Below are 22,800 nucleotides of genomic sequence, written 5' to 3'. Positions count from 1 at the left end.
ACGTGAGACTCCGGGATCGGATCCAGACCGGTGTTCAATACAGGGATCCACGACGTTTGTGTCACCTATTGAGTTGGCTGCGTCCGCACCCAGAGCCGCGCGATTCTCAGCGCAGTGTCCTGGTCGGGGAAAGCGCCCGAAACCCGCACCCTGTATGGACCCGTGCGACTCCACACGGCGACTTCGAAGACCTCGTTGGTGTCGTCGAAGCGCGTGGTCATCTCGTACGCTTCATCCCCGAGATCGTTGATCGGCCGAATGGTCGACGACGTTGTCCTGCCGTCGGTCCGATCGCTAGGCTTCTGTGCCTGCTCCTCGAGCACCGGGAGGACGCTGTCACTCAATCGACCCTTGTTCTTCAACGACAGCATCGAAAACATGTAGCCGTGCGGAATCACAACCAGGCACGAGACCTGCGTCGCTCCTTGTTGGCGGGTGACGAGAGGTGGCGAGGTTATGTTGAGGGACTTACTCAGATCGTCGGGCGACGGGCACTGGATTTTTTCGATGGCGTAGGCCACGTGCGTCTCCGTGATCGAAGTGGTGTGCTCTTCTTCTGGTCTTCTGGTTCGGTGGTCGAACACGCTGAAACACCGCTGGCGACCGCGAACAGCGTCGCTACGAGTATCGCGCGCCGAACCCAACATTCTTTCATCTCCAGCGAGAGCTGCTAGATCGGCGACCGCTGATTGGAGAGACACCTCGATGCCTTGCTTCAACGTGATCTCGGGAATCGGATCGAGACCTGTATTCAATGCCGACCGCGCACGGCCGTCGTTCGACTCGCTGGGAAAGACATAGATGGTCTCCGGTGAGTACGGCACGACAATGATCGGAATGAGGACCTGGGGATCCACGACGCTGTCAGGCCACGAGTCTGGCGGGCACGACGCAAAGAAGATGTCGCGCAATTCGATCAGCTCGGCCCAGTCGGGACCGCCGATGTCCTCACACGACAACAGCGTGAAACGTCCGGCGAGCCCCACCCAACCGTTGGCCCTGCTGAGCAGCGCACGAGCGTCGGAATCCAGACGTGCCCCAATTCGAGCTTCAGCCGCGTCGATTTGCGCGGGCGTGGCCGGCGGTCGTGGCCCGGACGGCTCGGCGCCCGGCAACGGGACCTCAAGACCCTGCTCGACGAGTTGATGAGACACCTCGGCACACCGAATCACCAAGCTGTCCCAGCTATCTGAATCCGCCGCGTCGCCGATCGTCGTTTCTCCCACGGGTTGAGCATAGATACGGTGCCACCGCGCCTCGGCCGCTGCGAAGAACTCGCTGGGGTATCGAGTGGACTGTCTGCCAGAACCAGAGGAGCGTGAGTGGCCGTCCAGTGCCTACGTTTTGGCGGTCATGAGTTCGCAGAGCATGTCCTCGATCGCAAGCGCGAGGTCGCTGATCGGCTCCAGCGTGTCCGCACCGTCACCCCAACCAGTGTTATCGGCCTGGCGCTGATCCACTGCCCACGCCCGGTTCGATGTGCCTTCGGCGATCACCCGCAGCTGCGAAAAGTCGGGCCACTGATCCCGCGGCACAGCGGCTTGGTAGTCACCCTCGCGGTGCACGTAGATCATTTCCGCATCTGGGTCGACGTAGTCGATCCACAGCTCAGACATCGTGGGCATGTCCCGAACCGCCAGAAGTCCCTGGTCCCAGGAATCAAGCATCAAGCCATCGTGCAGCGTAGTCGCCAGGTCGCCCAGCACGGACCGAACCGACCCCCACCACGGAGGCAACTCCTGTCGGAACGGCTGTCGCCCGATCCAGGCGTTAAAGGGTGCGACGTGGTCGAGATCCCGCGTGATGTAGACCAGTGCGATCTCAGTGGTGTCATCATCGGCATGGTTTTCGCGTCGAAGATCGCGAACTGCGTGGTGCGGAGTCGTCATTCGTGACAGACCTACCTGAATCACGTTGTCCTCCAGGTAGTCCGCCACCCGGGGTAGTCGCGGGCATGCCTCGCGCCACAGCGCCGCAACACTTTCCGCAGCACACTCGCCCGCGGCGAGGAGGTCACGCCAGACTTGAGGCAGGCCACGCGACTCCTCCGGCGTCAAACCGTCCGCTTCCAGATATGTTGCGTGCCACGTGCCATAGAAGGACGCTCGAATCTCATCGGCGTTCACACGAACCCTCCCTCACCTGAGCATTTATGACGGTACTAGTTGCGCGATCGCACTTAACTTCTCTACCTCTTACCGTGGCAAAACGCAGTTAGCTAGATTGGCGATGAGTTCACCTGCCCATGAAAGGAAACACTGAGGGCACGGCCATTAACAAGCAGCCGGATGGATTCCGGTTCGTCGCAGACAAGCACCGGAATCTCGGTCAGATCAATTCGTGGACTCTGCCAGCGCGCGTCCGTCAGACGCTCATCGGAAATGATGACAAGCCCGGCTGCCCCCTCTCGTCGAGCAACGTCGTACTTCTGCTCAAAGCTACAGCCACCGCGGTAACCCACGACGAACTTGCCGCCAGTGTTTGCCCGGCCTGCCTGGCATCCGTCACCGGACACTGTTAGCGGCACTGAAACGCTATCGGTTCCGGTCGAGAACGGAAATGGCTTCAGGCTCACCGGCGTACCGTCAACGGACGCATCGACGGCAGACGCCACGTACGAAAACCTCGTCTTCAGCCCCGCTTCGGGCAGCGGAGAAAATGAGCCGTGCTCGGTCGAGTTCCGGCCGGGTTGAGCATCAGATCCAGTGAAGGAAGGTCCACTGAGAACGGTGGTACCGGCGATGCAGGCTGCGGCTAATCGTCTCAAGTGCTCTTCTGTGGATCCCTCAGTTGCCGCCTTAGTCAGCAGGCGCTCAAAGCGGGCCGGCATTTCAGAAGACCCGACGACACGCCAATGAATCGCGTCGTGCTCGGTTGAGAACGCGGTTGTATAGAGGTGAGGTTCCACCATCTCGTATTCATATATTTCGAAAGCGAGTTCTTCGACGTCGATAGGTTTTGCCAGACTGGCCGGATCGTAAACAATTCCTAATGCTCGGCGGGCATCCCACATCAGATTCGATCGGAAGACAATAAAGATCAGCCCTTGCTCGACCCAGCAAGCCAGCAACGAGATGTCGTCGGAGAACGCGGACCCGGCGACGGACGCTATACGCGTCAGATGTCCTGCCAGCCCATGGGTTTCGACTGTCACCACAACGTCCTTCTGTCTACATTCCCGTACCCAGCTTGGCCGCCAGCCTGATCACGGCGGACCCTGCTGCAGGATGCGGTTATTGCGCAATGCCGGCGTCGTGGTCTCGTAGATCAGCCATTCGCCGTAGACCCTATTCAGAGTGAACTCGATGTCTTGGCCGGTGAGTGTCCTCGGCGTGTCCGTCGGCGACCCGTCGCTGCGTGTTTCGACGTAGTCGGTGGTCAGCGTGGCGGAATCACCGGTGATCGTGAGATCCCTTCTGTTGGTGTACTTCTCGCTGTACTGGGCGGCGTCTAGTTGCTTTCGCCGTTCGGCGAACGCCTCGTCCGATCCGCTCAGGAATTCGCGCTCGGGGGAGTCCGCGGTGAGCGTCGCCAGGATGTCGCGCCGCGACCCGTGAGAGTTCGCGTGCTCGTAGCGATCCACTGCGGCGTGTACCTGCGACTCTTGCGCGGACGTAGGCATCGGCATCGAAGTCTCCTCATGTGTGCCGCAAGCTGCAATCAGAAGCAGGCTCATCGTCGTGGCAACAACGACGACAGCGCGCGCCCTCCTCAGAGGACTCGGCTGAGATCGAATGTGCATCGTCCACTGCTTTCGTTGCGGTATGGCAATAGACCCGGTGGCGCGATCGTACGGGGGATGCTCATCGCTCTTTCCCGCGGCGGGCGCTCTGCGCCACCCGATCCCCAGCCCGACCTCCCTCCACAGCCGACACGCCAACCCGACATACGCGACACCGCGCTGCACTAATCTCAACCCATGCCAGGGGGAACCAGCGACACACGCAGCGACGAGCACCTGCTCACCGCCCATATCAACGGCGACCTCCACGCCTTCTCCACCCTCATCCACCGCCACCAAGAACGCCTCTGGGCCGTCGCCTACCGCACCCTCAACAACCCCGACGATGCCGCCGACGCGCTCCAAGACGCACTCTTCAACGCACACCGAATGGCACACTCGTACCGGGCCGACGCTCGAGTTTCGACCTGGCTGCATCGCATCGTCGTCAATGCTTGCCTCGATCGGATACGACGAGATAAGTTGCGGCCCACAGTTTCTCTTCCTGAGTTCGAGATTCCAGCAATGGCTGCGCGCGAAGACCGCTATGCGGCGGTCGATCTGTCGATGACCATTGGCGACGCTCTCGCGCAACTCCCGGAAGAGCAGCGAGCCGTCGTCGTCGCGCTCGACGTCGAAGGCCTCAGCATCGCGGAAACGGCGCAGCGATTAGGAGTCGCTGAGGGAACCGTGAAGAGTCGTTCGTCGCGGGCGCGTCTCCGGTTGGCGAAGTTGCTCGGTCACCTCAAGGAAGACTCATGAAGACGAGATTCGAGGGAACCAATCCGCGTCGATCAACGTCGAATGTGGCAGTGGACGAGCCAGGCCGCGATCACGGCCACAACAGTCGGGGGAGCAGGACAGCGCAACGATGAACACGCCGTATCCCGAACCGCCCTATTCGGAGGATCTGCTCGCCGACCTCCACGCCGGCGCGCTACCCGACGATACCGCCGCCCACATGCGCGCGCGGATCGCCAACGACCCCGCAGCCCAGCGTGTACTGGCTGCCCTTGACCGCACCACCGACTCGCTGCGTTACCTCTCCGATGAATCGAAACCCGTTCCGCCAGAAGTCGATTCGCGGATCGCCGCGACACTGTCGGCCATTCAGAACGACTCCAGGGCGCGCCACGACGCGCAGCAGGCGTCGACGGCCCCCGTCGATCTCTCCGAACGTCGACGACGTTCGACGACCCGCGCCCCGCGTGCACGGTTCGCAGCCCTGCTGGTGGGTGCCGCGGCTGCGATCGCGATGCTCGTGGGAGTCGTCGCAGTCATCGCCACCAGGACCACGGACGAACCGGGCGCGGGAGTGCAAGCGCAACCATCAACCTCGGCCAACACGACGCAACCCGATACAACGCAGCTCGACGGCGTCGAGAAGGCTTCGGCGTTGTCCGTGCTCGGAAAGACCGCCCACGCGCCGTTCGAATCCGACGAAGCGCTGCGGCGGTGCACCGCGGCCAACGGTGTAGCGGCGTCAACTCCGGTCCTCGGTTCCGGCGAGATCACGGTGGGAGGGTCGGAGCGTGTGGTGATTTTGCTCGGGACCGGAGTCGCCGGGCGGTTCGACGCGCTCGTCGTCGAGCAGGGATGCGATACCGACAACCCGGCGACGGTGTCGCGCACCAGACTGGGTGGGTGAGCGCCACGGCATCAGCAGCGGGAACATCTGCCCTTAGGCTTGTGTTGAACGAGCCGACAACGCGCACCGGAGAACCAGCGGTACCGCGCGTCGCCACAAGCACGGAGGACGGATGAGCCAGACAGACAACCAGCAGATCCACGACCTGATCATCATCGGGTCCGGACCGGCCGGATACACCGCTGCCGTATACGCAGCCCGCGCCGAATTGGCACCGGTCGTCTTCGAGGGAACGCAGTTCGGCGGTGCGCTCATGACCACCACCGAGGTCGAGAACTACCCCGGATTCCAGAACGGCATCCAGGGTCCCGCGCTCATGGACGAGATGCGTGAGCAGGCCATCAGGTTCGGCGCCGATCTCCGCATGGAAGACGTCGAGGCAGTCCGCCTGACCGGCACGATCAAAGAGGTCGACGCCGGCGGCGAGACGCATCGCGCCTATGCGGTCATCCTCGCGATGGGTGCCGCTGCCCGCTACCTCGAGATCACCGGCGAGCAGGAACTCCTGGGCAGGGGAGTCTCGGCGTGTGCCACCTGCGACGGCTTCTTCTTCAAGGACCAAGACATCGCGGTCATCGGTGGCGGCGATTCGGCGATGGAGGAGGCCACCTTCCTCACCAAGTTCGCCCGCAGCGTGAAGCTGATCCACCGCCGTGATGAGTTCCGGGCGTCGAAGATCATGCTCGAGCGCGCTCGCGCCAACGACAAGATCGAGTTCGTCACCAACTCCGCCGTCACAGGCGTGCTGGGCAGCAACTCGGTGACGGGCCTCGAACTGACCGACACGCGGACCGGCGACAAGCAGAACATCGACGTCACCGGCATGTTCGTGGCCATCGGTCACGACCCGCGCAGTCAGCTCGTCCGCGGTCAGATCGACCTCGACGACGAGGGCTACGTCAAGGTCTCCGGCCGCACCACCTACACGTCGGTGCCCGGCGTGTTCGCTGCGGGCGACCTCGTCGACCACACCTACCGGCAGGCCATCACCGCCGCAGGCAGTGGATGTGCGGCCGCGATCGACGCCGAGCGGTGGCTCGCCGACCAGGGCGACATCGAGCCGATGCCGATCGAGGGTGACGTCGTCGCAACGGTCGCACCGACCGTCTGACCAGCTGTTTCATCCCCAACCCGATACCTTGCACCACGTCCAGAGGAGGACACATCATGGGAGCAAACACCGTGGCCGTCACTGACGCCACCTTCAAAGATCAGGTACTCGAGTCCAGCGGACCGGTCCTCGTCGACTTCTGGGCGACCTGGTGCGGCCCGTGCCGCATGATCGCACCGGTCCTCGAAGAGATCGCCCGTGACTACGGCGACAAGCTGACCGTCGCCAAGGTCGACGTCGACGAGAACCCCGGCGTTGCCCGTGACTACAAGATCATGTCGATCCCGACCATGATCCTGTTTCAGGACGGCAAGCCGACCAAGACGATCGTCGGCGTCAAGGGCAAGGCCGCGCTCCTGCGCGACCTCGACTCCGTCGTCGGGTCCAACGCCTAACCGACACCTCAGCAGTGACGTCGCTCACGTACCTTCGTGAGCCGACCAGGCCATCGTCGAACACCTCACCTGGCGTTCGACGGTGGCCTGTACTGCTAGTTTGGCATCACGAACTATCTGCTGCGTGTCGTCGGCGGCGAACGGTAGCCTCGGGGACGCGGCACAGAGTGGATCGGTTCAGCCGCGTGGATGAGTTTTGCTCACATGCCACGACCTGAGACAATTCACTTTGGTTCAATGTCGTCCGTGTCCCCTCACGGCGACATGTCCAATTGAGGAGATGAGATGCCAACGTTCCGACTGGGAGATCGTGGGTCGGCCGTAGCCGAGATTCGATCTATCCTCTCCGGACAGGGACTGCTCAGCTCCACTCCGGGCCGTCACGCGGCACCCGAGAGCGCAGGAACACCTACGCCGAACGGCCCTTCCAACGGGGAAGCGGCCCAGAACGGTGCGGTCATCCACAGCACCGAGGACGCCCTCTTCGACATCGATGTCGACCATGCCGTGCGCGCGTTCCAGCAGCAGCGCGGCCTGATCGTCGACGGCATCGTCGGCCAGGCGACGTATCGGTCGCTGCGCGAGGCGTCGTATCAACTCGGCGCGCGCGTGCTCCTCTACCGTCTGTCGGCTCCCATGGTCGGCGACGACGTCGCCACGCTCCAGAGCCGACTGCAGAACCTTGGCTACTACACCGGACTCGTCGACGGCGTCTTCGGGGAGAGCACCCACAACGCGGTGTGCCTCTACCAGAGCGAGTACGGACTCTCCGCCGACGGCATTTGCGGTCCGTCGACGCTGCGCGCACTCGACCGGCTCGGTACCCGTGTGACCGGCGGGTCGCCGTATGCGATCCGTCAAGAAGAGCATGTTCGACGCTCCGGCCCGCAACTGTCCGGTAAGCGGATCGTCATCGATCCGGGAACCGCTGGGATGCACGCACTTTCGACAGGAGCCGTCGCCGAGTTGGAATCCCGCGTGCTGTGGGATCTCGCCGCTCGCCTTGAAGGCAGGATGGCTGCTGCAGGAATGGAGACCTTCCTGTCGCACGACGGTCGCGGCCACGCATCCGACGACGAGCGTGCTCGGGTGGCCAATCTCGTCGACGCCGACATGATGATTTCGCTGCGATGCGGACACCACGAGACACCCGCCGCGAATGGCGTCGCGTCGTTCTACTTCGGTAACAACCGCGGGTCGTATTCGACCATCGGGCGCAACCTCGCCGACTTCATCCAGCGTGAGATCGCCGCGCGCACACCGCTGACCGACTGCCGCGTCCACGAACGCACCTGGGACATCCTTCGGCTCACCAGGATGCCGGTTGTCCTCATCGACGTCGGCTACATCACCAACCCTGACGACGCCAAGGTGCTCGACGATCCGCACTATCGCAACGTGATTACCGAGGCCATCCTCGTCGCGGTGAAGCGCCTGTACCTGCTCGGCGAGAACGACCGTCCGACAGGCACCTACACGTTCGCAGATCTCCTTGCGGCCGAACGTATTTCCGGATTCTGACCGGTAGGTATCCAGCTCTTCCCGCGAGCTCGGTCGCGGTTAGCTTTCGCGTGCCCGCTTAAACCGGTTTCGCGCTCCGCTACGACTACCGGCCGGAACGGTGAGCCGCTCTCTGCCGACGAGATCGATCGCGGCCATCACGACGAGCTTCTCCAAGGCGCTCTCGACCCCGACCTTCCAGCCGAGTCCTTCGTCGAGCTCCAGTCGAAAGCGGGGGAACCGCACATGCGACGCGACGACGTCGAACGCCGAGTCCTTCAGGACCTCGGCGTCGATCATGCATTGCCCGCACAGATCCTGACCCGGACCGTCGAGGATTTCACGCGCAATCTCGACGACGGCCTCATCCGACCACGTACTCAGGTCGCCGAAATCTGTTGTGCCGGAGCTCTTTCCATCATCTGCTGATTCGTCGTCACCGAAATACGCTGCGGGAGAATCATACTCACGCTCGAGTGCGTCGCGCGACGAACCGTGTCGGGAGCCCCCGTAGCGAGACCCACCGTGTCGAACGAAACCGAACGCTTCGACTGCGCGGACACCGCGTCGAATCAGATCACTGACCACGGCATCGACGAGTAGGTCGGCTGCTTCCTCGAAACCTGGCTCGGTGCGCACCGATGTCAGCAGCACCGCGTCGGCGCTCACCGGCGACGTCGGAAAACTTCGCGAGCGGGGGACGCGTCCGGGTGGAGCGTAGAGGGCTGCGCCGACGACCACGCCGGTCGACGAGTCGATCGCGATCTGGCCGCAGGTGCCCCATTCGAGGAGGACCGACGAGATCCACGCCTCCTTGTCGAACTCGCTCTCGAAGTTGGTGAGGCTCGCCGGTCCCGCCGGCACCTCGGTGGACGACGCGGAGCCGCGCACGGGGGAGGGGTCGTCGTCGGGAGGGGTGGGCGCCGCGTTGGTGAACGTCGGATCGACTTCCCAGAACACGCAACGACGGGTGTGCGGGGGCAGTGACTCGAATGCTTCGAGATCGAGGCTGGAAATCGTGAAGTTCATTGTGAATCCTCGTCCCGACGCATCGGTCGACCGTCCACGAACGTGAAATCTGATGTCCTGCAGGGTGTTTCACTGTTCATGTGCTCGGTGTGCTGCTCGACTGTCACTGTGACGAAACTTTCGGATGCGGTGGGTCACGAATTTTCGCGGGTGTCGGCGCCTCCGGTCGCTGTTATCTCCCCGAGGCGCCGATCGCTGCTACGTCTTCGGTTGGATCAACCCCACAATACGTTCGAGGTCGTCGACCGAGCCGAACTCGACGACGATCTTGCCCTTGCGCTTGCCGAGACTGACGGTCACGCGGGTGTCGAGGCCGTCGGAGAGCCGCTCGGCGAGATCCTGCAGACCCGGCATCTGCATCTGCCGACGCTTCGGGGATGGGGTGGGGGTCGACGGTCCGTCGCCACGATTGGCGAGAGTCACCGCTTCCTCGGTGGCCCGGACCGACAGTCCCTCAGCAACTATCCGCGCGGCGAGCGCTTCTTGCTGATCGCTTCCGGTCTCCAGTGACAGCAGTGCGCGTGCGTGGCCGGCCGACAGCACGCCCGCGGCAACTCGACGCTGCACTGGGATCGGGAGCTTCAGCAAACGGATCATGTTGGTGATCACCGGGCGCGAGCGTCCGAGGCGGCTGGCCAGTTCCTCGTGGGTGACGTCGAACTCCTCGAGAAGCTGCTGATATGCGGCCGCCTCTTCCAGAGGGTTGAGCTGTGCGCGGTGGATGTTTTCCAGCAGGGCGTCGCGCAGCATGTCGCCGTCTGGTGTCTCGCGCACGATCGAGGGGATCGCCTCGAGGCCTGCTTCCTGGCTCGCTCGCCAGCGTCGCTCGCCCATGACGATCTGATAGAGCACGCCGTCGGGTGTCGGAGTCGCGAGCTTGCGCACGACGATCGGCTGCATGAGCCCGAACTCTTTGATCGAGTGCACGAGTTCGGCCATCGCCTCTTCGTCGAAGACGCTGCGTGGCTGGTGCGGGTTCGGCTGAATGAGTGTGGGAGTCAGCTCGCGATAGACCGCTCCGGCCTCGTCGACAGTGACCACGGCAGACGCGTTTCCGTTAGTGCCCGATTGCGTTGCATCGGTCGGCGCCGTCGTGGTGCTCTGCGGACTTCCGTTCGCAGGGGAGGTGGGAGCGTCACTACCGCCTGCACTGCCCCCGGAATTTCCCTTTCCGATCACGACATCGGCAGCAGCCGAGCCGAGTCGGGGAGCGCTCGACTCGTTCTCCGAGGGGCCGGTCGGGATGAGGGCTGCCAGACCGCGGCCGAGTCCTCCGCGTCGTTGGGCGTCTCGTTGACTCACTGCTGTCCTCTCGAGAGGTCCGTGGTGGAGGGGAATTCGTCCTTGGCACGCATGGCGATTTCACGCGCAGCGTCGAGGTAACTCATTGCTCCACGTGAACCCGGGTCGTACTCGATGATCGTCATGCCGTACCCCGGTGCCTCGGACACCTTCACGCTGCGGGGGATCACGGTGCCGAGCACCTTGTCGCTGAAGTGGCGTCGCACCTCGTCGGCGACCTGATCCGCGAGTTTGGTTCGGCCGTCGTACATCGTCAACAGAATCGTCGAGACGTGGAGATTCGGGTTCAGGTGCGCTTGGACCAGTTCGATGTTCCGTAGGAGCTGGCCGACACCTTCGAGGGCGTAGTACTCGCACTGGATGGGGATGAGCACCTCTCGAGCCGCGACCATCGCGTTGACGGTCAGCAGACCCAGCGACGGTGGGCAGTCGATGAAGATGTAGTCGAAGCCGAACTCCGCGACCGATGGATCGTTGAGCGCATTGCGGAGTCGGTTCTCCCGAGCGACCAGCGAGACCAGTTCGATCTCGGCGCCAGCCAGATCGAGGGTCGCGGGTACGCAGTAGAGGTTCTCGTGACTCGGGCTCTGCTTCACCGCCTCCTTGAGCGTGACCTCGCCGAGGAGCAGCTCGTAGACCGATGCGATATCGGGCGCGCGATGGTCGATGCCCAGAGCTGTACTCGCATTGCCCTGCGGGTCGAGGTCGACGACCAGGACGCGCAGCCCGTGCAGCGCGAGCCCCGAGGCCAGGTTCACGGCCGTGGTCGTCTTCCCGACGCCGCCCTTCTGGTTCGCCACCGTCATCACGCGCGTGTGCGGGGGGCGGGGTAACTGGCCCGCGCCTCCAGGGGTCAGTACTTGACTGGCTCGGGCTGCGGCGGCGGCGATGGGAGTGTCGTCGAATTGCTCGGGCGTCGGCGTGGCCGTCGGAATCGTTTCACGTGAAACATCCGGCTGTTGGTCGGTCACGCTGTGGCTCCTCTGCGATATTTCGTAAGCATCGTCGGCGTCCAAGATTGTTCCGCCCCTCTATCGTGCAGCACGCACGATCCCTCGCCCACACTCCGATGTCTTGTCCATTTTGCTCCCTCAAGCCGTCGCAAACCAACTGCAGACGTCAGCAACTCAGGTCCTCGCATTCTCACCTCGTTCGACGACGTTTCGGTGCACCGCGCTTGTCTCCGATCACCAGTGTCGTCGGCTGCTCGACAACAGACTTCCCGACTAGTTCGACGCGGAGCCCACCGATTCCGTTCCGTTCCGCGACCTTCCGATCCCGTTCGATCTCGTCGGGCGCCGACGATCCCTTCAGTGCAACGAGACGACCTCCGTCACGAATCAGGGGAGCGGACCATCTGCTGAGTCGGTCCAGGGGCGCGAGCGCGCGTGACGTGACTACATCCGCCGGCTCCACCTCCGCGCGGACCGCCTTCTCTTCTGCACGCCCGCGGACCACACGGACTGGAAGTCCGAGCGCGTCAACCGTCCGCTGCAGGAAATCGCTTCGCCGCAGCAGTGGTTCGATCAACGTGATCGTGAGGTCGGGGCGTGCGATCGCGAGCGGTATCCCCGGCAGGCCCGCGCCACTACCGATATCGATGATCGACTGCCCGTCATCGATGACTTCTTGAACCACCGCGCAATTGAGGATGTGTCGATCCCAGAGACGTGGAACCTCCCGTGGACCCATGAGGCCGTGGTCGATCCCGTCGGTCGCAAGGATCCTGCAGTACTGCTGCGCGAGTTCGAGACGGTCGCCGAAGATCGCTGTTGCGGCTGGGGGAGGGGAGTCCGCGACAGCGGCACGGTCCGCTAGGTCACCGTCGTCGGCCGTCGAGTGATCGCCATTGTCTCCGTCGGACCCGTCGTGTTTCACGTGAAACAGTGCCTTTCCTCTGGCGCGGCTCGCGTTCATGTTTCACGTGAAACACCGAACTACACGCATGTCATTCCTACCGGTGAAACAACGAAGTCCCGGCCGGAACCGGGACTTCGTAGCGCGATCTACCGCCGCATCGGCGGGCGATCCTGTTCAGTTCTTGATGACGACGACGCGACGCTTCGGTTCCGCGCCTTCACTCTCGCTCATGACCCCGTCGACCGCAGCGACAGCGTCGTGCACGATCTTCCGCTCGAACGGTGTCATCGGATCGAGCTGCTCCCGCTCGCCCGACTCGAGTACACGCTCCGCGACCTCGCGGCCCAGTCGTGCGAGCCGCTCGCGACGGTCCGCACGCCACCGCGCGATGTCGAGCATCAACCGGCTGCGATCACCCGTCGCCTGCTGCACGGCGAGCCGGGTGAGTTCCTGGAGTGCGTCCAGCACCTCGCCCTTACGACCAACCAACTTGGTCAGATCATCCCCGCCGTCGATGCTCACGATCGCGCGGTCACCGTCGACATCCAGATCGATGTCGCCGTCGAAGTCCAGCACGTCCAGAAGCTGTTCGAGGTAGTCGCCCGCGATCTCGCCTTCTTCGACGAGACGCTCCTCTTCGTCTTCCTCGTCAGCTTCGTCATCCGCGTCGGCGTCCTCGTTTTCGGCGTCGTCGGCGTCCGCCGTCGCGGCATCATCGTCGTTGGCCGTGTCTGTGGCGTCGCCGTCGTTGCCATCGGTCGTCGACTCGACGGTTGCCGTGTCGGCGGCCTCCTGGCTCGCGCCCGCCTCGAGGGTCTCGTCGCGTTCGGTCGACTCGGCGTCTGCGTGTGTTGCAGTCTCGGCTGTCATATCAGTTGCACCTCGCTGTGTGTTCATCGGTGATGTCTGTGTTGGGGGAGGGGAGAGTCTCTAGACGGACTCGTGCCGCACCGGCTCCTGGCTGTGTTTCCGCGCGACGTCATCTGCGCCTCGCAAACACCGCCACTCGGATCGGCGGCCGATCATCGTCGACCCTTCTTCCCGCCCCTCTTGTTGCGCTGATTGGAAGTTCCCTGCTTCTTCGGACCCGAGCCCGAGTTACCCGAGCTCTTCGACGACGCCGCGCCCGCGGGTTTCGCACCGGGCTTCGGCTTGCTTCCGACGACGTGCTGCGTCGAGGAGCTGTCGTCTGTGCCGTTGGTGTTGTCACCGTCTGAGGCAGCGTCAAGCGCCGCCTCTTCGGGAGAGTCGTCGGACTTGTCGAGCGAGAGGGGAGCCTGCCCCGAACCGGAGCTCTTGTTCTTCTTCGCTCGGTCGGGCCGCGCGCCGGGCTTGGGAGCATTCGCCTTGAGTTTTTCCTGCTTCGCTTGGCGCGCTTCCTCTTCTTCCTTCTCGATACGACCGAACACGATGTGCTGCTGCCCGTATGTCCAGATGTTGTTACTCATCCAGTACAGGAGGATCGCGACGGGGAAGAACGGACCGGTGACGAGGATGCCGAGCGGGAAGACGTACAGCGCCAGCATGTTCATCATGCGGGTCTGCGGGTTCTCGAGTGCCGCCTCGGGCTGCCGCGCGACCGATGCGCGCGAATTCATGTGCGTGGCAATCGACGCGATGATCATCATCGGGATGACGACGATCGCGATGTTCAGACGTGTGAAGTCGATCGGCTGACCGGGCTGCACGAAGGCCTGGAACTCGGAGACAGGCTCGGTGATGTACGACGACAGCGGGACTCCGAAGAGACGGGCGTCGAGAAAGTTCTGGACCTGTTCGGGGTTGAACGCATAGTTTCCGGTGTTACGCGTCTGCTCCGCGGTCATGTGCAACTGGCCCATGCCTGTGGCCATTCGGTTGAACGAACGCAGCACGTGGAACAGACCGATGAACACCGGGATCTGCAGCAACATGGGCAAACAGCCGAGCAGGGGATTGAACCCGTGCTCCTTCTGCAGCTTCTGCATCTCCTCGGTCATCTTGACCCGATCCTTGGCGTACTTCTTCCGGATCGCCTGAAGCTGCGGGTTGATCTCCTGCATCTTCTTCGTGGTGCGGATCTGCTTCACGAAGGGCTTGTAGAGGATCGCGCGCAGCGTGAAGACGAGGAAGATCACCGACAGCGCCCAAGCGATGCCATTGCCGCCCGGCGTGTTCGGTGTGATGTGGTCGAACACCCAGTGCCAGACCCACATGATCCAGGAGACCGGCCAATAGATGAAGTTCAGCACGGGACAGTTACCCCTCACTCTTCGCGGAGACACCCACGCTGATCGTGGTGTCCTCCGTGATTACACGTCCGCGCACCGCCGGCCCGCCATCAGCGGATCCGTCGTGCGTCGATGGAAACTCTTGGTCTTGCTCGGCCTGCTCATCGTCGAGAGCCTGCTGACTGTCGAGAGCCGGGTCGGGCTTCGGCATCCACGGCCACCGGAACGACTCCTCGGGCACCGGGTCGTAGCCGGGCTTGTGCCACGGGCCGCATTTGAGCAGTCGGATCACCGACAGCACGCCGCCGTAGAAGAAGCCGTGGCGTGTGAGCGCCTCGACCGCGTAACCCGAGCAGGTCGGTTCGAAACGACAGGTCGGCAGACGCAACGGCGACACCCAGGTGCGGTACAGCTCGATCAGGAAGATCACCACTCGACGTGGCAGCAGGTGGCAGAACCGGATGAATGCCTGGGTCGACGACGCTGACATCACAACGCACCGTCAGCAGATTCGGTCGAGAACGAGCGCGGAGCGTCGAGCACCTCGGCGGCGAGTCGTCGAACCTTGGCGTTTCGCAATGCTTTCCGAAGCTGCTCGGCCAACTCGACGCTCGACGCCTCGCCGGCGCTGGGAAGTGCACGCACGACGACCGAGATATCGGTCGTCGGAAATTCATCCATCACCTCTGCGAACGCCGCCCTGATTCGACGCGCCACGAGATGTCGGGTCACGGCATTGCCGACTGACTTGCTCACTATCAACCCGAGCCAGGGTCCGCCCGACGTCGCGACGTCGACTCGACGCCCCGTGTCGTCGGGCCAGCGCGTTGGCAGGATCGACAAGGTCAGAAGGAGATCACGCGACGATACCCGCACGCCCTTCTTGAGCGTGCGGGAGAAGTCGGATCGTGTGGAGATCCGATGGATTGACGCCATCACCGACCCAATCGCCACCGGAGTGTTCCGACGACGGACGATGCCGCCGCCGGGACTCGCGGTGTTGTGCAGATCAGGCCGAGAGCTTTGCGCGGCCCTTGCTGCGACGGGTGTTGACGATCGAACGACCCGCGCGGGTACGCATACGCAACCGGAAACCATGCACGCGTGCACGACGACGGTTGTTCGGCTGGAAAGTCCGCTTGCCCTTGGCCACGGCTGGTACTCCTTGTGTTCGTACGTAGGCACGCCAACTGCACGCGCACCCACGATCTCCTGAGTGGTCTTCTTATCCAGGCAGCGGTGCCGGACTCGTGCCGGTTGGATGACCCCGTTTTCGCCGAACGGACCGCACGCGGTCAACCCTTTGAATGACGGGAACGCCACCACGTAAATCCGCATACCTGGATGACCAGTCGAGACTACTGGACCCGGTGTACTCAAATCAAACGAGCGGATCCTCACCAACGCCGTGACCAGCGGTGACGAGTGCCATACCGCCCGCGCTACCTGCATGTGCGACACGCTCGACGACGTCCTTGCCGCACGACTTGTGATCTGGCCGAGCGAATTCATGCCTTGCGTTGTCGGCTCCGTGGTCGTTCTGTTAGCGTCATTCCCCAGTGACGGCGACCGATACGCCACTCACATCACCACGACGCAATCGCGGCGTCGAACCCATCCCGACTTGGTTGTACACAACTGTGGATAAGTGTGTGGACAAGTCGGCTCCCGCACCGGCATCGTGAGTCCCCGATGACTGATGCTGGTAATTTTCTCGGGGTGGGAAGGCCTGACCGTGACTTCTGATCGCGACTCGTTTGGCGAGGTCTGGCAACAGGTCGTCGCAGAGCTCAACGACGACTCCGCCGGCGGCGACCACGAACCTCTCACCCGGCAGCAAAAAGCCTGGCTCTCGCTCGTGCAGCCACTCACCCTTGCCGAGGGATTCGCGCTGCTCACCGTGCCGACGCCGCTGGTCCAGGAGCAGATCGAACGCACCCTCCGAGACACGATCCGAAGCGCGCTCTCACGTCACCTCGGACAACCCGTCGACCTCGGTGTCCGTATCGCGACGCCGAATCCGATCATCGACGCTCCCGCCGAGCAGCCGACCCACTCCTCTGCACCCGGAGCCGGTTTCGGCCCGGCAGAGGTCACCGCAGCAGAGATCAGCAGTGCCAACGGATCTGGCTTCGGCGCTGATCACAGCGCGCCCGGCCAGGCTGCGGCCAGCACACAGTCAGCCATCGACCAGCTCGGCACCGACTCCTTCGGCGCCCAGCAGCCTCCACGACCGTCGACGACTGCTGCCAATGGGACCGAGTCGCGGGGTGGACCGGCCAACTGGCCGTCGTACTTCGCCGAACGCCCAACCGCGGCGCCCACTCCGTCGGGCGCCAACCTCAACCCCAAGTACACCTTCGACACTTTCGTGATCGGAGCGTCGAATCGCTTCGCGCACGCGTCGGCCGTCGCTGTCGCCGAAGCCCCGGCGCGCGCGTACAACCCGCTGTTCATCTGGGGTGAGTCCGGTCTCGGCAAGACGCACCTGCTGCACGCAGCAGGGCACTACGCCCAGCGACTGTTCCCGGGTATGAGGGTCAAGTACGTCTCCACCGAGGAATTCACCAACGACTTCATCAACTCGCTGCGTGACGACCGTCGGGTCGCGTTCAAGCGCCGCTACCGCGACGTCGACGTGTTGCTCGTCGACGACATCCAATTCCTGATCGGCAAGGAAGGTATCCAGGAAGAGTTCTTCCACACCTTCAACACGCTGCACAATTCGAGCAAGCAGATCGTGATTTCCTCCGATCGTCCGCCGAAACAGCTTGCGACACTTGAAGATAGGCTTCGCACACGATTCGAGTGGGGCCTGATCACCGACGTTCAGCCACCCGACCTCGAGACCCGCATCGCCATTCTGCGCAAGAAGGCGCAGATGGACAGCATCGCTGTTCCTGACGACGTCCTCGAATTGATCGCGTCGAAGATCGAGCGCAACATCCGCGAGCTCGAGGGCGCCCTGATCCGCGTCACCGCGTTCGCCTCCCTGAACAACACCGACCTCGACAAATCACTCGCCGAGGTGGTTCTTCAAGCGCTGCTACCGAATTCAGGCACGCTCGAGGTCAGCGCGGCGTCGATCCTCGCGATCACCGCGGAGTACTTCGACATCTCGGTCGACGAATTGCGGGGGCCTGGCAAGACCAGGGCCATCGCGCAGGCGCGTCAGATCTCCATGTACCTGTGCCGAGAGCTCACCGACCTCTCACTGCCGAAGATCGGCGAAACCTTCGACCGTGACCACACAACCGTCATGTATGCCGAACGCAAGATCCGCAAGGAGATGGCCGAGCGCCGCAAGGTCTACGACCACGTCCAGGAACTCACCGCGCGCATCAAACAGCGCGCCGTCGGCTGACAGAACCGCCAGGATCCCCCTTGAGACCCTCCGCTCCCGCCCGGGCGTGGAGGGTCTTGTCGTTCCGGGCCAAAACGACAAGTCTCAACCACAACCCAAGGGTCTCCGGCGATGGCTTCAGGCCGATTTACACCTCTTCCCGACGACGCTCTCGATATCTTCGCGGTCGCCGGATGGCTGTGGATCGACTGTGAGTAACGAAGGTGTTGATGTGTACAGAACGTGGACGATGCTCGAACGGATTCCAACATGTGCACAACCCGACCTACCCGCCCAGGATCCGTCCACCCGCCATCCACACCTCGTCAGTGCTCTGACATGGGATCCGGCGTGTTGTCCACAGTTTGCACAGTGCCTATGACTGTTATGGATCCCTCTCTTAAAAGAACTTCTTTTAAGAAGCTGTTGTGCACACCGCGACCGAACGTCGTCGTCGACTCGTCCGATCCCGAGACGGGCACGCGTCGGTCGCGGCGTGGCGACTTGACCCCAACGACTCCCCGTCACGCGATCGCGCTCTAGAGTGGGAACTCCTGGCGAGTACCGAGAGAAGGGCAACCACCGAGCATGAAGTTCCGTGTCGCGCGTGACGAGTTCGCCGATGCCGTCGCCTGGGTAGCGCGCAGTTTGCCGTCTCGCCCGCCCGTTCCCGTGCTCGGTTGTGTGGTTCTCCTGGCCGACGACGCCGGGTTGACCGTCTCCGGCTTCGACTACGAGGTCTCGGCACAGCAGCAGATCGGCGCCGAGGTCGCAGAACCGGGGCAGGTCCTGGTGTCCGGGCGCCTGCTGGCCGACATCACCAAAGCTCTCCCGAACAAGCCGGTCGACGTCTCGCTCGACGGCGCCCGCGTCGCCATCACCTGCGGCAGCGCGAAGTTCTCGCTGCCCACCATGCCCGTCGAGGACTACCCACAGCTTCCCGACGTCCCGGCCGTGACCGGACTGATCCCGGCGCAGGTGTTCGCCGAGGCCATCTCCCAGGTCGCCGTGGCCGCCGGCCGCGATGACACGCTCCCGATGCTCACCGGCGTGCGCGTCGAGATCGACGGCAAGACCGTCGTACTCGCAGCCACCGATCGCTTCCGCCTCGCGGTACGTGAATTGGAGTGGGAGCCAGCCGATTCCGGTGCTTCGGGTGCCGTTCTCGTCCCGGCGAAGACGCTGTCGGAGAGCGCACGGACCGCGAGTTCGGACTCCGGCGACGTGAAGCTGGCGTTCGGTAGCGGTTCAGCACTCGGTGGCGAGGGGATCCTGGGCATCGTCGGAGAGACCAAGCAGACGACCACCCGCCTGCTCGACGCCGAGTTCCCGAAGTTCCGCCAGCTCCTGCCCGCGAGCCACACCGCCATCGCGACCATCGAGAGCGCACCGCTCATCGAGGCCATCAAGCGTGTGGCGCTGGTTGCCGAGCGCGGCGCGCAGGTGCGTATGGAGTTCCGCGACGGATCCGTACTGCTCACGGCGGGCGGCGACGAAGCAGGCCGTGCTGAAGAAGAGTTGCCCGTGCAGTTCTACGGCGAGCCGCTGACCATCGCCTTCAACCCGACCTACCTGCAGGACGGACTGTCGGCGATCGGCGTCGCGACCGTCGACTTCGGATTCACGACGCCGAGCCGGCCCGCGGTGCTGCGTCCGGCGGGCGGCGACGAACCCATCGCCGACGAATCCGGAGCTTTCGTCGCACCCGACAGCGTCTTCACCTACCTGCTGATGCCGGTTCGCCTGCCCGGATAGCGGCTCATACGTTGAGTCCGAGTAACGAAACATCAAGGCAGCACTGATCTTTCACGCACGCGAAGGGGAAGCCATGCAGCTCGGACTGATCGGCCTCGGCAAGATGGGTGCCAACATGCGCACCCGTATCGAGCGCGGTGGCCATAAGGTCGTCGGCTACGACCCGCGTCCAGAGGTCTCCGATGTCGCGTCGATGGCAGACATGGTTTCCGCGCTCGACGCGCCTCGCGCGGTGTGGATCATGGTGCCCTCGGGCGAACCCACCCAGCAGTGCGTCGCACAGCTCGCCGGCCTGCTCGAGCCGGGCGACGTCGTCGTCGACGGTGGTAACTCCCGCTATACCGACGATGAGCCTCACGCAAAAACTCTGGGCGACAAGGGAATCGGATACCTGGACTGCGGTGTCTCCGGCGGTGTGTGGGGCTTGGAGAACGGGTACGGTCTGATGGTCGGCGGATCCGACGCCGACGTCGAGCGGCTGATGCCGATCTTCGACGCACTGCGGCCGCCGGGTGAGCGAGCCGACGGATTCGTTCATGCCGGACCCGTCGGAGCCGGGCACTACGCCAAGATGGTGCACAACGGCATCGAGTACGGCCTGATGCATGCGTACGGCGAGGGGTATGCACTGCTCAACGCCGAGCCGCTCATCGTCGACGTCGAGGGCACGATGCAAGCCTGGACCCAGGGCACGGTGATCCGGTCGTGGCTGCTCGATCTGTTGGTCCGGGCGTTGCAGGAAGATCCGGGTCTCACCGAAATCTCCGACTACACACCGGATTCCGGCGAAGGTCGATGGACCGTCGAGGAAGCGATTCGTCACGCCGTGCCGGCCAACGTGATCTCAGCCGCGTTGTTCGCGCGCTTCGCGTCGCGGGAGAAGGGCGGTTCGCCCGCGCTCAAGGCGGTGTCGGCGCTACGTAACCAGTTTGGTGGACACTCCATGCAGAACACCGCGGGCAAGAGCGTCGGCGAGACCGGAACGCCGGTGCAGAATCCGTCGAATACCGCTCCGCCCAACTGATTTCGACGTCCCGTGTTTGTTCGTGAACTACACCTGCGCGACTACAGATCGTGGCCGTCGGCAGACCTCACCCTTCGCCCCGAACCGACGATCTTCACCGGCCGCAACGGTTTTGGCAAGACGAATCTGCTCGAAGCGCTCTTCTACATCGCGACACTTCGCTCGCACCGGGTGAGCTCCGACGCCCCGCTGGTCCGATCCGGGGCGACGTCGGCGTCGGTCGGAGCCACCGTCGAGAACGCGGGTCGCGAACTCGCGGTCAGCCTGCAGATTGCTGCCGAAGGGTCAAATAAGGCCTGGCTCAACGGATCTCCGTGTCGACGCCCGCGCGAGATCCTCGGAGTGCTGCGTGCGGTGCTGTTCGCCCCCGAAGACCTGCTACTCATCCGCGGCGACCCTGGTGATCGTCGACGCTTCATCGATGAACTTGTCGCCCAGCGCGGACCGCGTTGGGCTGCAGCACGTTCCGACTACGACCGGGTGCTACGGCAACGGTCCGCTTTGCTCAAGACCGCGGGCGCCGCGCTGCGGCGAGGAGGATCCGATGCCGACTCGGTGATCAGCACCCTCGACGTATGGGACGGTCAGCTCGCCGATCTCGGTGGCCAGGTGACCGCTGCGCGGATCGAGGTGGTGCGCGATCTCGAACCGCACTTCGTCGCCTCGTACTCGTCGATCGCTCCGCATTCTCGTCCTGCGGCGTTGAGCTACCGGCCGTCGGCCGGTCCGGAGCTGGTGCCGCCGCGCGACGTCGAACCGGATCCGGACACCATCGCGGCCCAACTACTCGAGCGACTCGGCGAGACGCGTACCAGGGAGATCGAGCGCGGCGTCAGCCTTGTTGGTCCGCATCGCGACGACGTCGACATCATTCTCGGGCCCGAGGTGGCCAAGGGTTTCGCCTCGCACGGTGAATCGTGGTCGCTCGCGTTGGCGTTGCGACTCGGGTCGGTCGAGCTCGTGCGCAGCGAGGGGATCGAACCGGTCATCATGCTCGATGACGTGTTCGCTGAACTCGACGCCGCGCGGCGTCGCAAACTCGTGGAGTTCACCGCCGGTGCCGAACAGCTGCTGATCACCGCGGCCGTCGCTGAGGACATCCCCGAGGGTGTCGGTGGTAGGCGTATCGGAGTGGACGTCGTCGACGAGGCCGACGGCACGCGGCATTCCGAACTGATGTCCGAGGCAACTGAGAGCATGGACTCGTGAGCGACACCCCTGAAGAGCAGCCACGTACCGACTCGTCTGGTGGCGACGCGTCGAGCGGGTACGAGCGGGCACGCCGCGCCTTGGAGGAGGCACGGGCGTCGGCGCGTGCGGCGGGCAAGTCGGTGGGACACGGCCGGGCGTCGCCGATTCGACGTCCGCGCGGCTCGTCGAGTCGTCGTCGCTGGTCGGGCGCAGGCCCGGATTCGCGGGATCCGCAGCCCTTCTCCAGGCTCGTTGGCGGCCTGGCGCGCGACCGCGGGTGGGAGCCACAGATCGCCGAGGGCACGTTGTTCGGGCAGTGGTTGCAGATCGTCGGACCCGATATCGCCGCGCATGCCAAGCCAGAAGCGTTGCAGGACAAGGTACTTCACGTACAGGCCAAATCGACTGCGTGGGCTACGCAGCTGCGGTACGTGCAACGTCAGATCCTGGCGAAGATCGCCGCGGCCATCGGCGACGACATCGTGACGTCGCTGCGGATCACCGGCCCGAAGGCGCCGTCGTGGCAGAAGGGTAAACGTCACGTGCCCGGTCGGGGTCCCCGCGACACCTACGGCTGAGCCACATCGGCCGCCCGAGGCGACGCCTTACACCTCTACACCGACAAACCTCGTCCGACGCCGCTCTGAGCCGATTTTTATCCCCAGACCACCGCGGATCGCGCATGTTGTGCAGAAAATCGATCTGAGCGCG

At 63.8% G+C, this 22,800-nt stretch carries 23 protein-coding genes; 10 read left to right on the top strand and 13 right to left on the bottom strand.

The features are described 5' to 3' along the window. Positions 1–65: 65 nt before the first annotated feature. The 4 genes from A5785_RS17490 to A5785_RS17475 form a co-directional block, all read right to left on the bottom strand. On the bottom strand, positions 66–1,226 hold the full coding sequence (locus A5785_RS17490) for an SMI1/KNR4 family protein (RefSeq protein WP_231894048.1): 1,161 nt from the start codon (positions 1,224–1,226) through the stop codon (positions 66–68). 111 nt (positions 1,227–1,337) lie between these two features. Further along, a complete protein-coding gene (locus tag A5785_RS17485) occupies positions 1,338–2,126 on the bottom strand; it encodes a hypothetical protein (RefSeq protein WP_049699200.1) in 789 nt (262 codons plus the stop codon). A 92-nt stretch (positions 2,127–2,218) separates the two neighbouring features. Further along, positions 2,219–3,154, bottom strand: coding sequence for a PA domain-containing protein (locus A5785_RS17480; protein ID WP_049699199.1), 936 nt, complete (start codon positions 3,152–3,154; stop codon positions 2,219–2,221). Positions 3,155–3,205: 51 nt separating this feature from the next. Then, positions 3,206–3,628 carry a hypothetical protein gene (locus tag A5785_RS17475; RefSeq protein WP_082937806.1) on the bottom strand — a complete coding sequence of 141 codons (423 nt, stop codon included), beginning with the start codon at positions 3,626–3,628 and terminating at the stop codon, positions 3,206–3,208. 291 nt (positions 3,629–3,919) lie between these two features. On the opposite strand from A5785_RS17475, the gene sigM reads away from it, so the two are divergent. From sigM to A5785_RS17450, 5 genes are all read left to right on the top strand, one after another. After that, positions 3,920–4,483, top strand: a complete 564-nt coding sequence (sigM, locus tag A5785_RS17470; protein ID WP_049699197.1) for an RNA polymerase sigma factor SigM — start codon at positions 3,920–3,922, stop codon at positions 4,481–4,483. A 109-nt stretch (positions 4,484–4,592) separates the two neighbouring features. Next, on the top strand, positions 4,593–5,369 hold the full coding sequence (locus A5785_RS17465) for an anti-sigma factor family protein (protein WP_049699196.1): 777 nt from the start codon (positions 4,593–4,595) through the stop codon (positions 5,367–5,369). Positions 5,370–5,481: 112 nt separating this feature from the next. After that, a complete protein-coding gene (trxB, locus tag A5785_RS17460; protein WP_049699195.1) occupies positions 5,482–6,480 on the top strand; it encodes a thioredoxin-disulfide reductase in 999 nt (332 codons plus the stop codon). 56 nt (positions 6,481–6,536) lie between these two features. Next, entirely contained in the window at positions 6,537–6,875 is a 339-nt protein-coding gene (gene trxA / locus A5785_RS17455; protein ID WP_005205925.1) for a thioredoxin, read from the top strand. A 285-nt stretch (positions 6,876–7,160) separates the two neighbouring features. Beyond that, positions 7,161–8,396 (top strand): N-acetylmuramoyl-L-alanine amidase, encoded by a 1,236-nt coding sequence (locus tag A5785_RS17450; protein ID WP_049699194.1) that lies wholly within the window; start codon positions 7,161–7,163, stop codon positions 8,394–8,396. A 39-nt stretch (positions 8,397–8,435) separates the two neighbouring features. Here the strand turns inward: A5785_RS17450 and A5785_RS17445 are convergent, their stop codons facing one another. From A5785_RS17445 to rpmH, 9 genes are all read right to left on the bottom strand, one after another. Next, entirely contained in the window at positions 8,436–9,404 is a 969-nt protein-coding gene (locus A5785_RS17445; protein WP_049699193.1) for a hypothetical protein, read from the bottom strand. Between the two features lie 198 nt (positions 9,405–9,602). Beyond that, a complete protein-coding gene (locus A5785_RS17440) occupies positions 9,603–10,706 on the bottom strand; it encodes a ParB/RepB/Spo0J family partition protein (protein ID WP_049699192.1) in 1,104 nt (367 codons plus the stop codon). Then, positions 10,703–11,677 (bottom strand): ParA family protein, encoded by a 975-nt coding sequence (locus A5785_RS17435; protein WP_049699191.1) that lies wholly within the window; start codon positions 11,675–11,677, stop codon positions 10,703–10,705. Before A5785_RS17435 ends, A5785_RS17440 begins: the two co-directional genes overlap by 4 nt. A 172-nt stretch (positions 11,678–11,849) precedes the next feature. Continuing rightward, a complete protein-coding gene (rsmG, locus tag A5785_RS17430; protein WP_049699449.1) occupies positions 11,850–12,584 on the bottom strand; it encodes a 16S rRNA (guanine(527)-N(7))-methyltransferase RsmG in 735 nt (244 codons plus the stop codon). Positions 12,585–12,740: 156 nt separating this feature from the next. Then, on the bottom strand, positions 12,741–13,436 hold the full coding sequence (locus tag A5785_RS17425) for a Jag family protein (RefSeq protein ID WP_049699190.1): 696 nt from the start codon (positions 13,434–13,436) through the stop codon (positions 12,741–12,743). A 152-nt stretch (positions 13,437–13,588) separates the two neighbouring features. After that, positions 13,589–14,797 (bottom strand): membrane protein insertase YidC, encoded by a 1,209-nt coding sequence (gene yidC, locus A5785_RS17420; RefSeq protein WP_049699189.1) that lies wholly within the window; start codon positions 14,795–14,797, stop codon positions 13,589–13,591. Between the two features lie 7 nt (positions 14,798–14,804). Then, positions 14,805–15,266, bottom strand: a complete 462-nt coding sequence (gene yidD, locus A5785_RS17415) for a membrane protein insertion efficiency factor YidD (protein ID WP_049699188.1) — start codon at positions 15,264–15,266, stop codon at positions 14,805–14,807. Beyond that, positions 15,266–15,712, bottom strand: a complete 447-nt coding sequence (rnpA, locus tag A5785_RS17410) for a ribonuclease P protein component (RefSeq protein ID WP_082937803.1) — start codon at positions 15,710–15,712, stop codon at positions 15,266–15,268. The genes yidD and rnpA overlap by 1 nt, the downstream gene beginning before the upstream one ends. 73 nt (positions 15,713–15,785) lie before the next feature. Then, positions 15,786–15,929, bottom strand: a complete 144-nt coding sequence (rpmH, locus tag A5785_RS23075; protein ID WP_005205903.1) for a 50S ribosomal protein L34 — start codon at positions 15,927–15,929, stop codon at positions 15,786–15,788. Between the two features lie 582 nt (positions 15,930–16,511). Between rpmH and dnaA the strand changes: the two genes are divergently transcribed. The 5 genes from dnaA (at position 16,512) to A5785_RS17380 (ending at position 22,667) form a co-directional block, all read left to right on the top strand. Next, entirely contained in the window at positions 16,512–18,140 is a 1,629-nt protein-coding gene (dnaA, locus tag A5785_RS17400; RefSeq protein ID WP_049699186.1) for a chromosomal replication initiator protein DnaA, read from the top strand. A gap of 567 nt (positions 18,141–18,707) precedes the next feature. Next, positions 18,708–19,874 carry a DNA polymerase III subunit beta gene (gene dnaN / locus A5785_RS17395; RefSeq protein WP_064868006.1) on the top strand — a complete coding sequence of 389 codons (1,167 nt, stop codon included), beginning with the start codon at positions 18,708–18,710 and terminating at the stop codon, positions 19,872–19,874. A 73-nt stretch (positions 19,875–19,947) separates the two neighbouring features. After that, a complete protein-coding gene (gene gnd, locus A5785_RS17390; RefSeq protein ID WP_064868003.1) occupies positions 19,948–20,898 on the top strand; it encodes a phosphogluconate dehydrogenase (NAD(+)-dependent, decarboxylating) in 951 nt (316 codons plus the stop codon). Positions 20,899–20,910: 12 nt separating this feature from the next. Then, the gene (recF, locus tag A5785_RS17385; RefSeq protein ID WP_064868000.1) at positions 20,911–22,107 is read left to right on the top strand and encodes a DNA replication/repair protein RecF; all 1,197 of its coding nucleotides are present in this window, start codon (positions 20,911–20,913) and stop codon (positions 22,105–22,107) included. Then, complete coding sequence (locus A5785_RS17380; protein ID WP_064867997.1) at positions 22,104–22,667, top strand: DUF721 family protein; 564 nt, start codon at positions 22,104–22,106, stop codon at positions 22,665–22,667. Before recF ends, A5785_RS17380 begins: the two co-directional genes overlap by 4 nt. The last annotated feature ends 133 nt before the right edge of the window (positions 22,668–22,800 follow it).

This window comes from Gordonia sp. 852002-50395_SCH5434458 (assembly GCF_001665905.1).
Lineage (GTDB): Bacteria > Actinomycetota > Actinomycetes > Mycobacteriales > Mycobacteriaceae > Gordonia > Gordonia jacobaea.
Note: the sequence above shows the minus strand (reverse complement) of the source record. Positions and strands in the feature narration are given on the sequence as shown.

What these genes read in the sequence shown, in the direction of transcription:
- trxA (WP_005205925.1), top strand. Translation starts at nt 6,537, where the DNA reads ATGGGAGCAAACACCGTGGCCGTCACTGACGCCACCTTCAAAGATCAG.
- dnaN (WP_064868006.1), top strand. Translation starts at nt 18,708, where the DNA reads ATGAAGTTCCGTGTCGCGCGTGACGAGTTCGCCGATGCCGTCGCCTGG.
- trxB (WP_049699195.1), top strand. Translation starts at nt 5,482, where the DNA reads ATGAGCCAGACAGACAACCAGCAGATCCACGACCTGATCATCATCGGG.
- gnd (WP_064868003.1), top strand. Translation starts at nt 19,948, where the DNA reads ATGCAGCTCGGACTGATCGGCCTCGGCAAGATGGGTGCCAACATGCGC.
- A5785_RS17425 (WP_049699190.1), bottom strand. Translation starts at nt 13,436, where the DNA reads ATGACAGCCGAGACTGCAACACACGCAGACGCCGAGTCGACCGAACGC.
- yidD (WP_049699188.1), bottom strand. Translation starts at nt 15,266, where the DNA reads ATGTCAGCGTCGTCGACCCAGGCATTCATCCGGTTCTGCCACCTGCTG.
- A5785_RS17475 (WP_082937806.1), bottom strand. Translation starts at nt 3,628, where the DNA reads ATGCCGATGCCTACGTCCGCGCAAGAGTCGCAGGTACACGCCGCAGTG.
- rnpA (WP_082937803.1), bottom strand. Translation starts at nt 15,712, where the DNA reads ATGGCGTCAATCCATCGGATCTCCACACGATCCGACTTCTCCCGCACG.
- A5785_RS17445 (WP_049699193.1), bottom strand. Translation starts at nt 9,404, where the DNA reads ATGAACTTCACGATTTCCAGCCTCGATCTCGAAGCATTCGAGTCACTG.
- A5785_RS17465 (WP_049699196.1), top strand. Translation starts at nt 4,593, where the DNA reads ATGAACACGCCGTATCCCGAACCGCCCTATTCGGAGGATCTGCTCGCC.
- sigM (WP_049699197.1), top strand. Translation starts at nt 3,920, where the DNA reads ATGCCAGGGGGAACCAGCGACACACGCAGCGACGAGCACCTGCTCACC.
- A5785_RS17450 (WP_049699194.1), top strand. Translation starts at nt 7,161, where the DNA reads ATGCCAACGTTCCGACTGGGAGATCGTGGGTCGGCCGTAGCCGAGATT.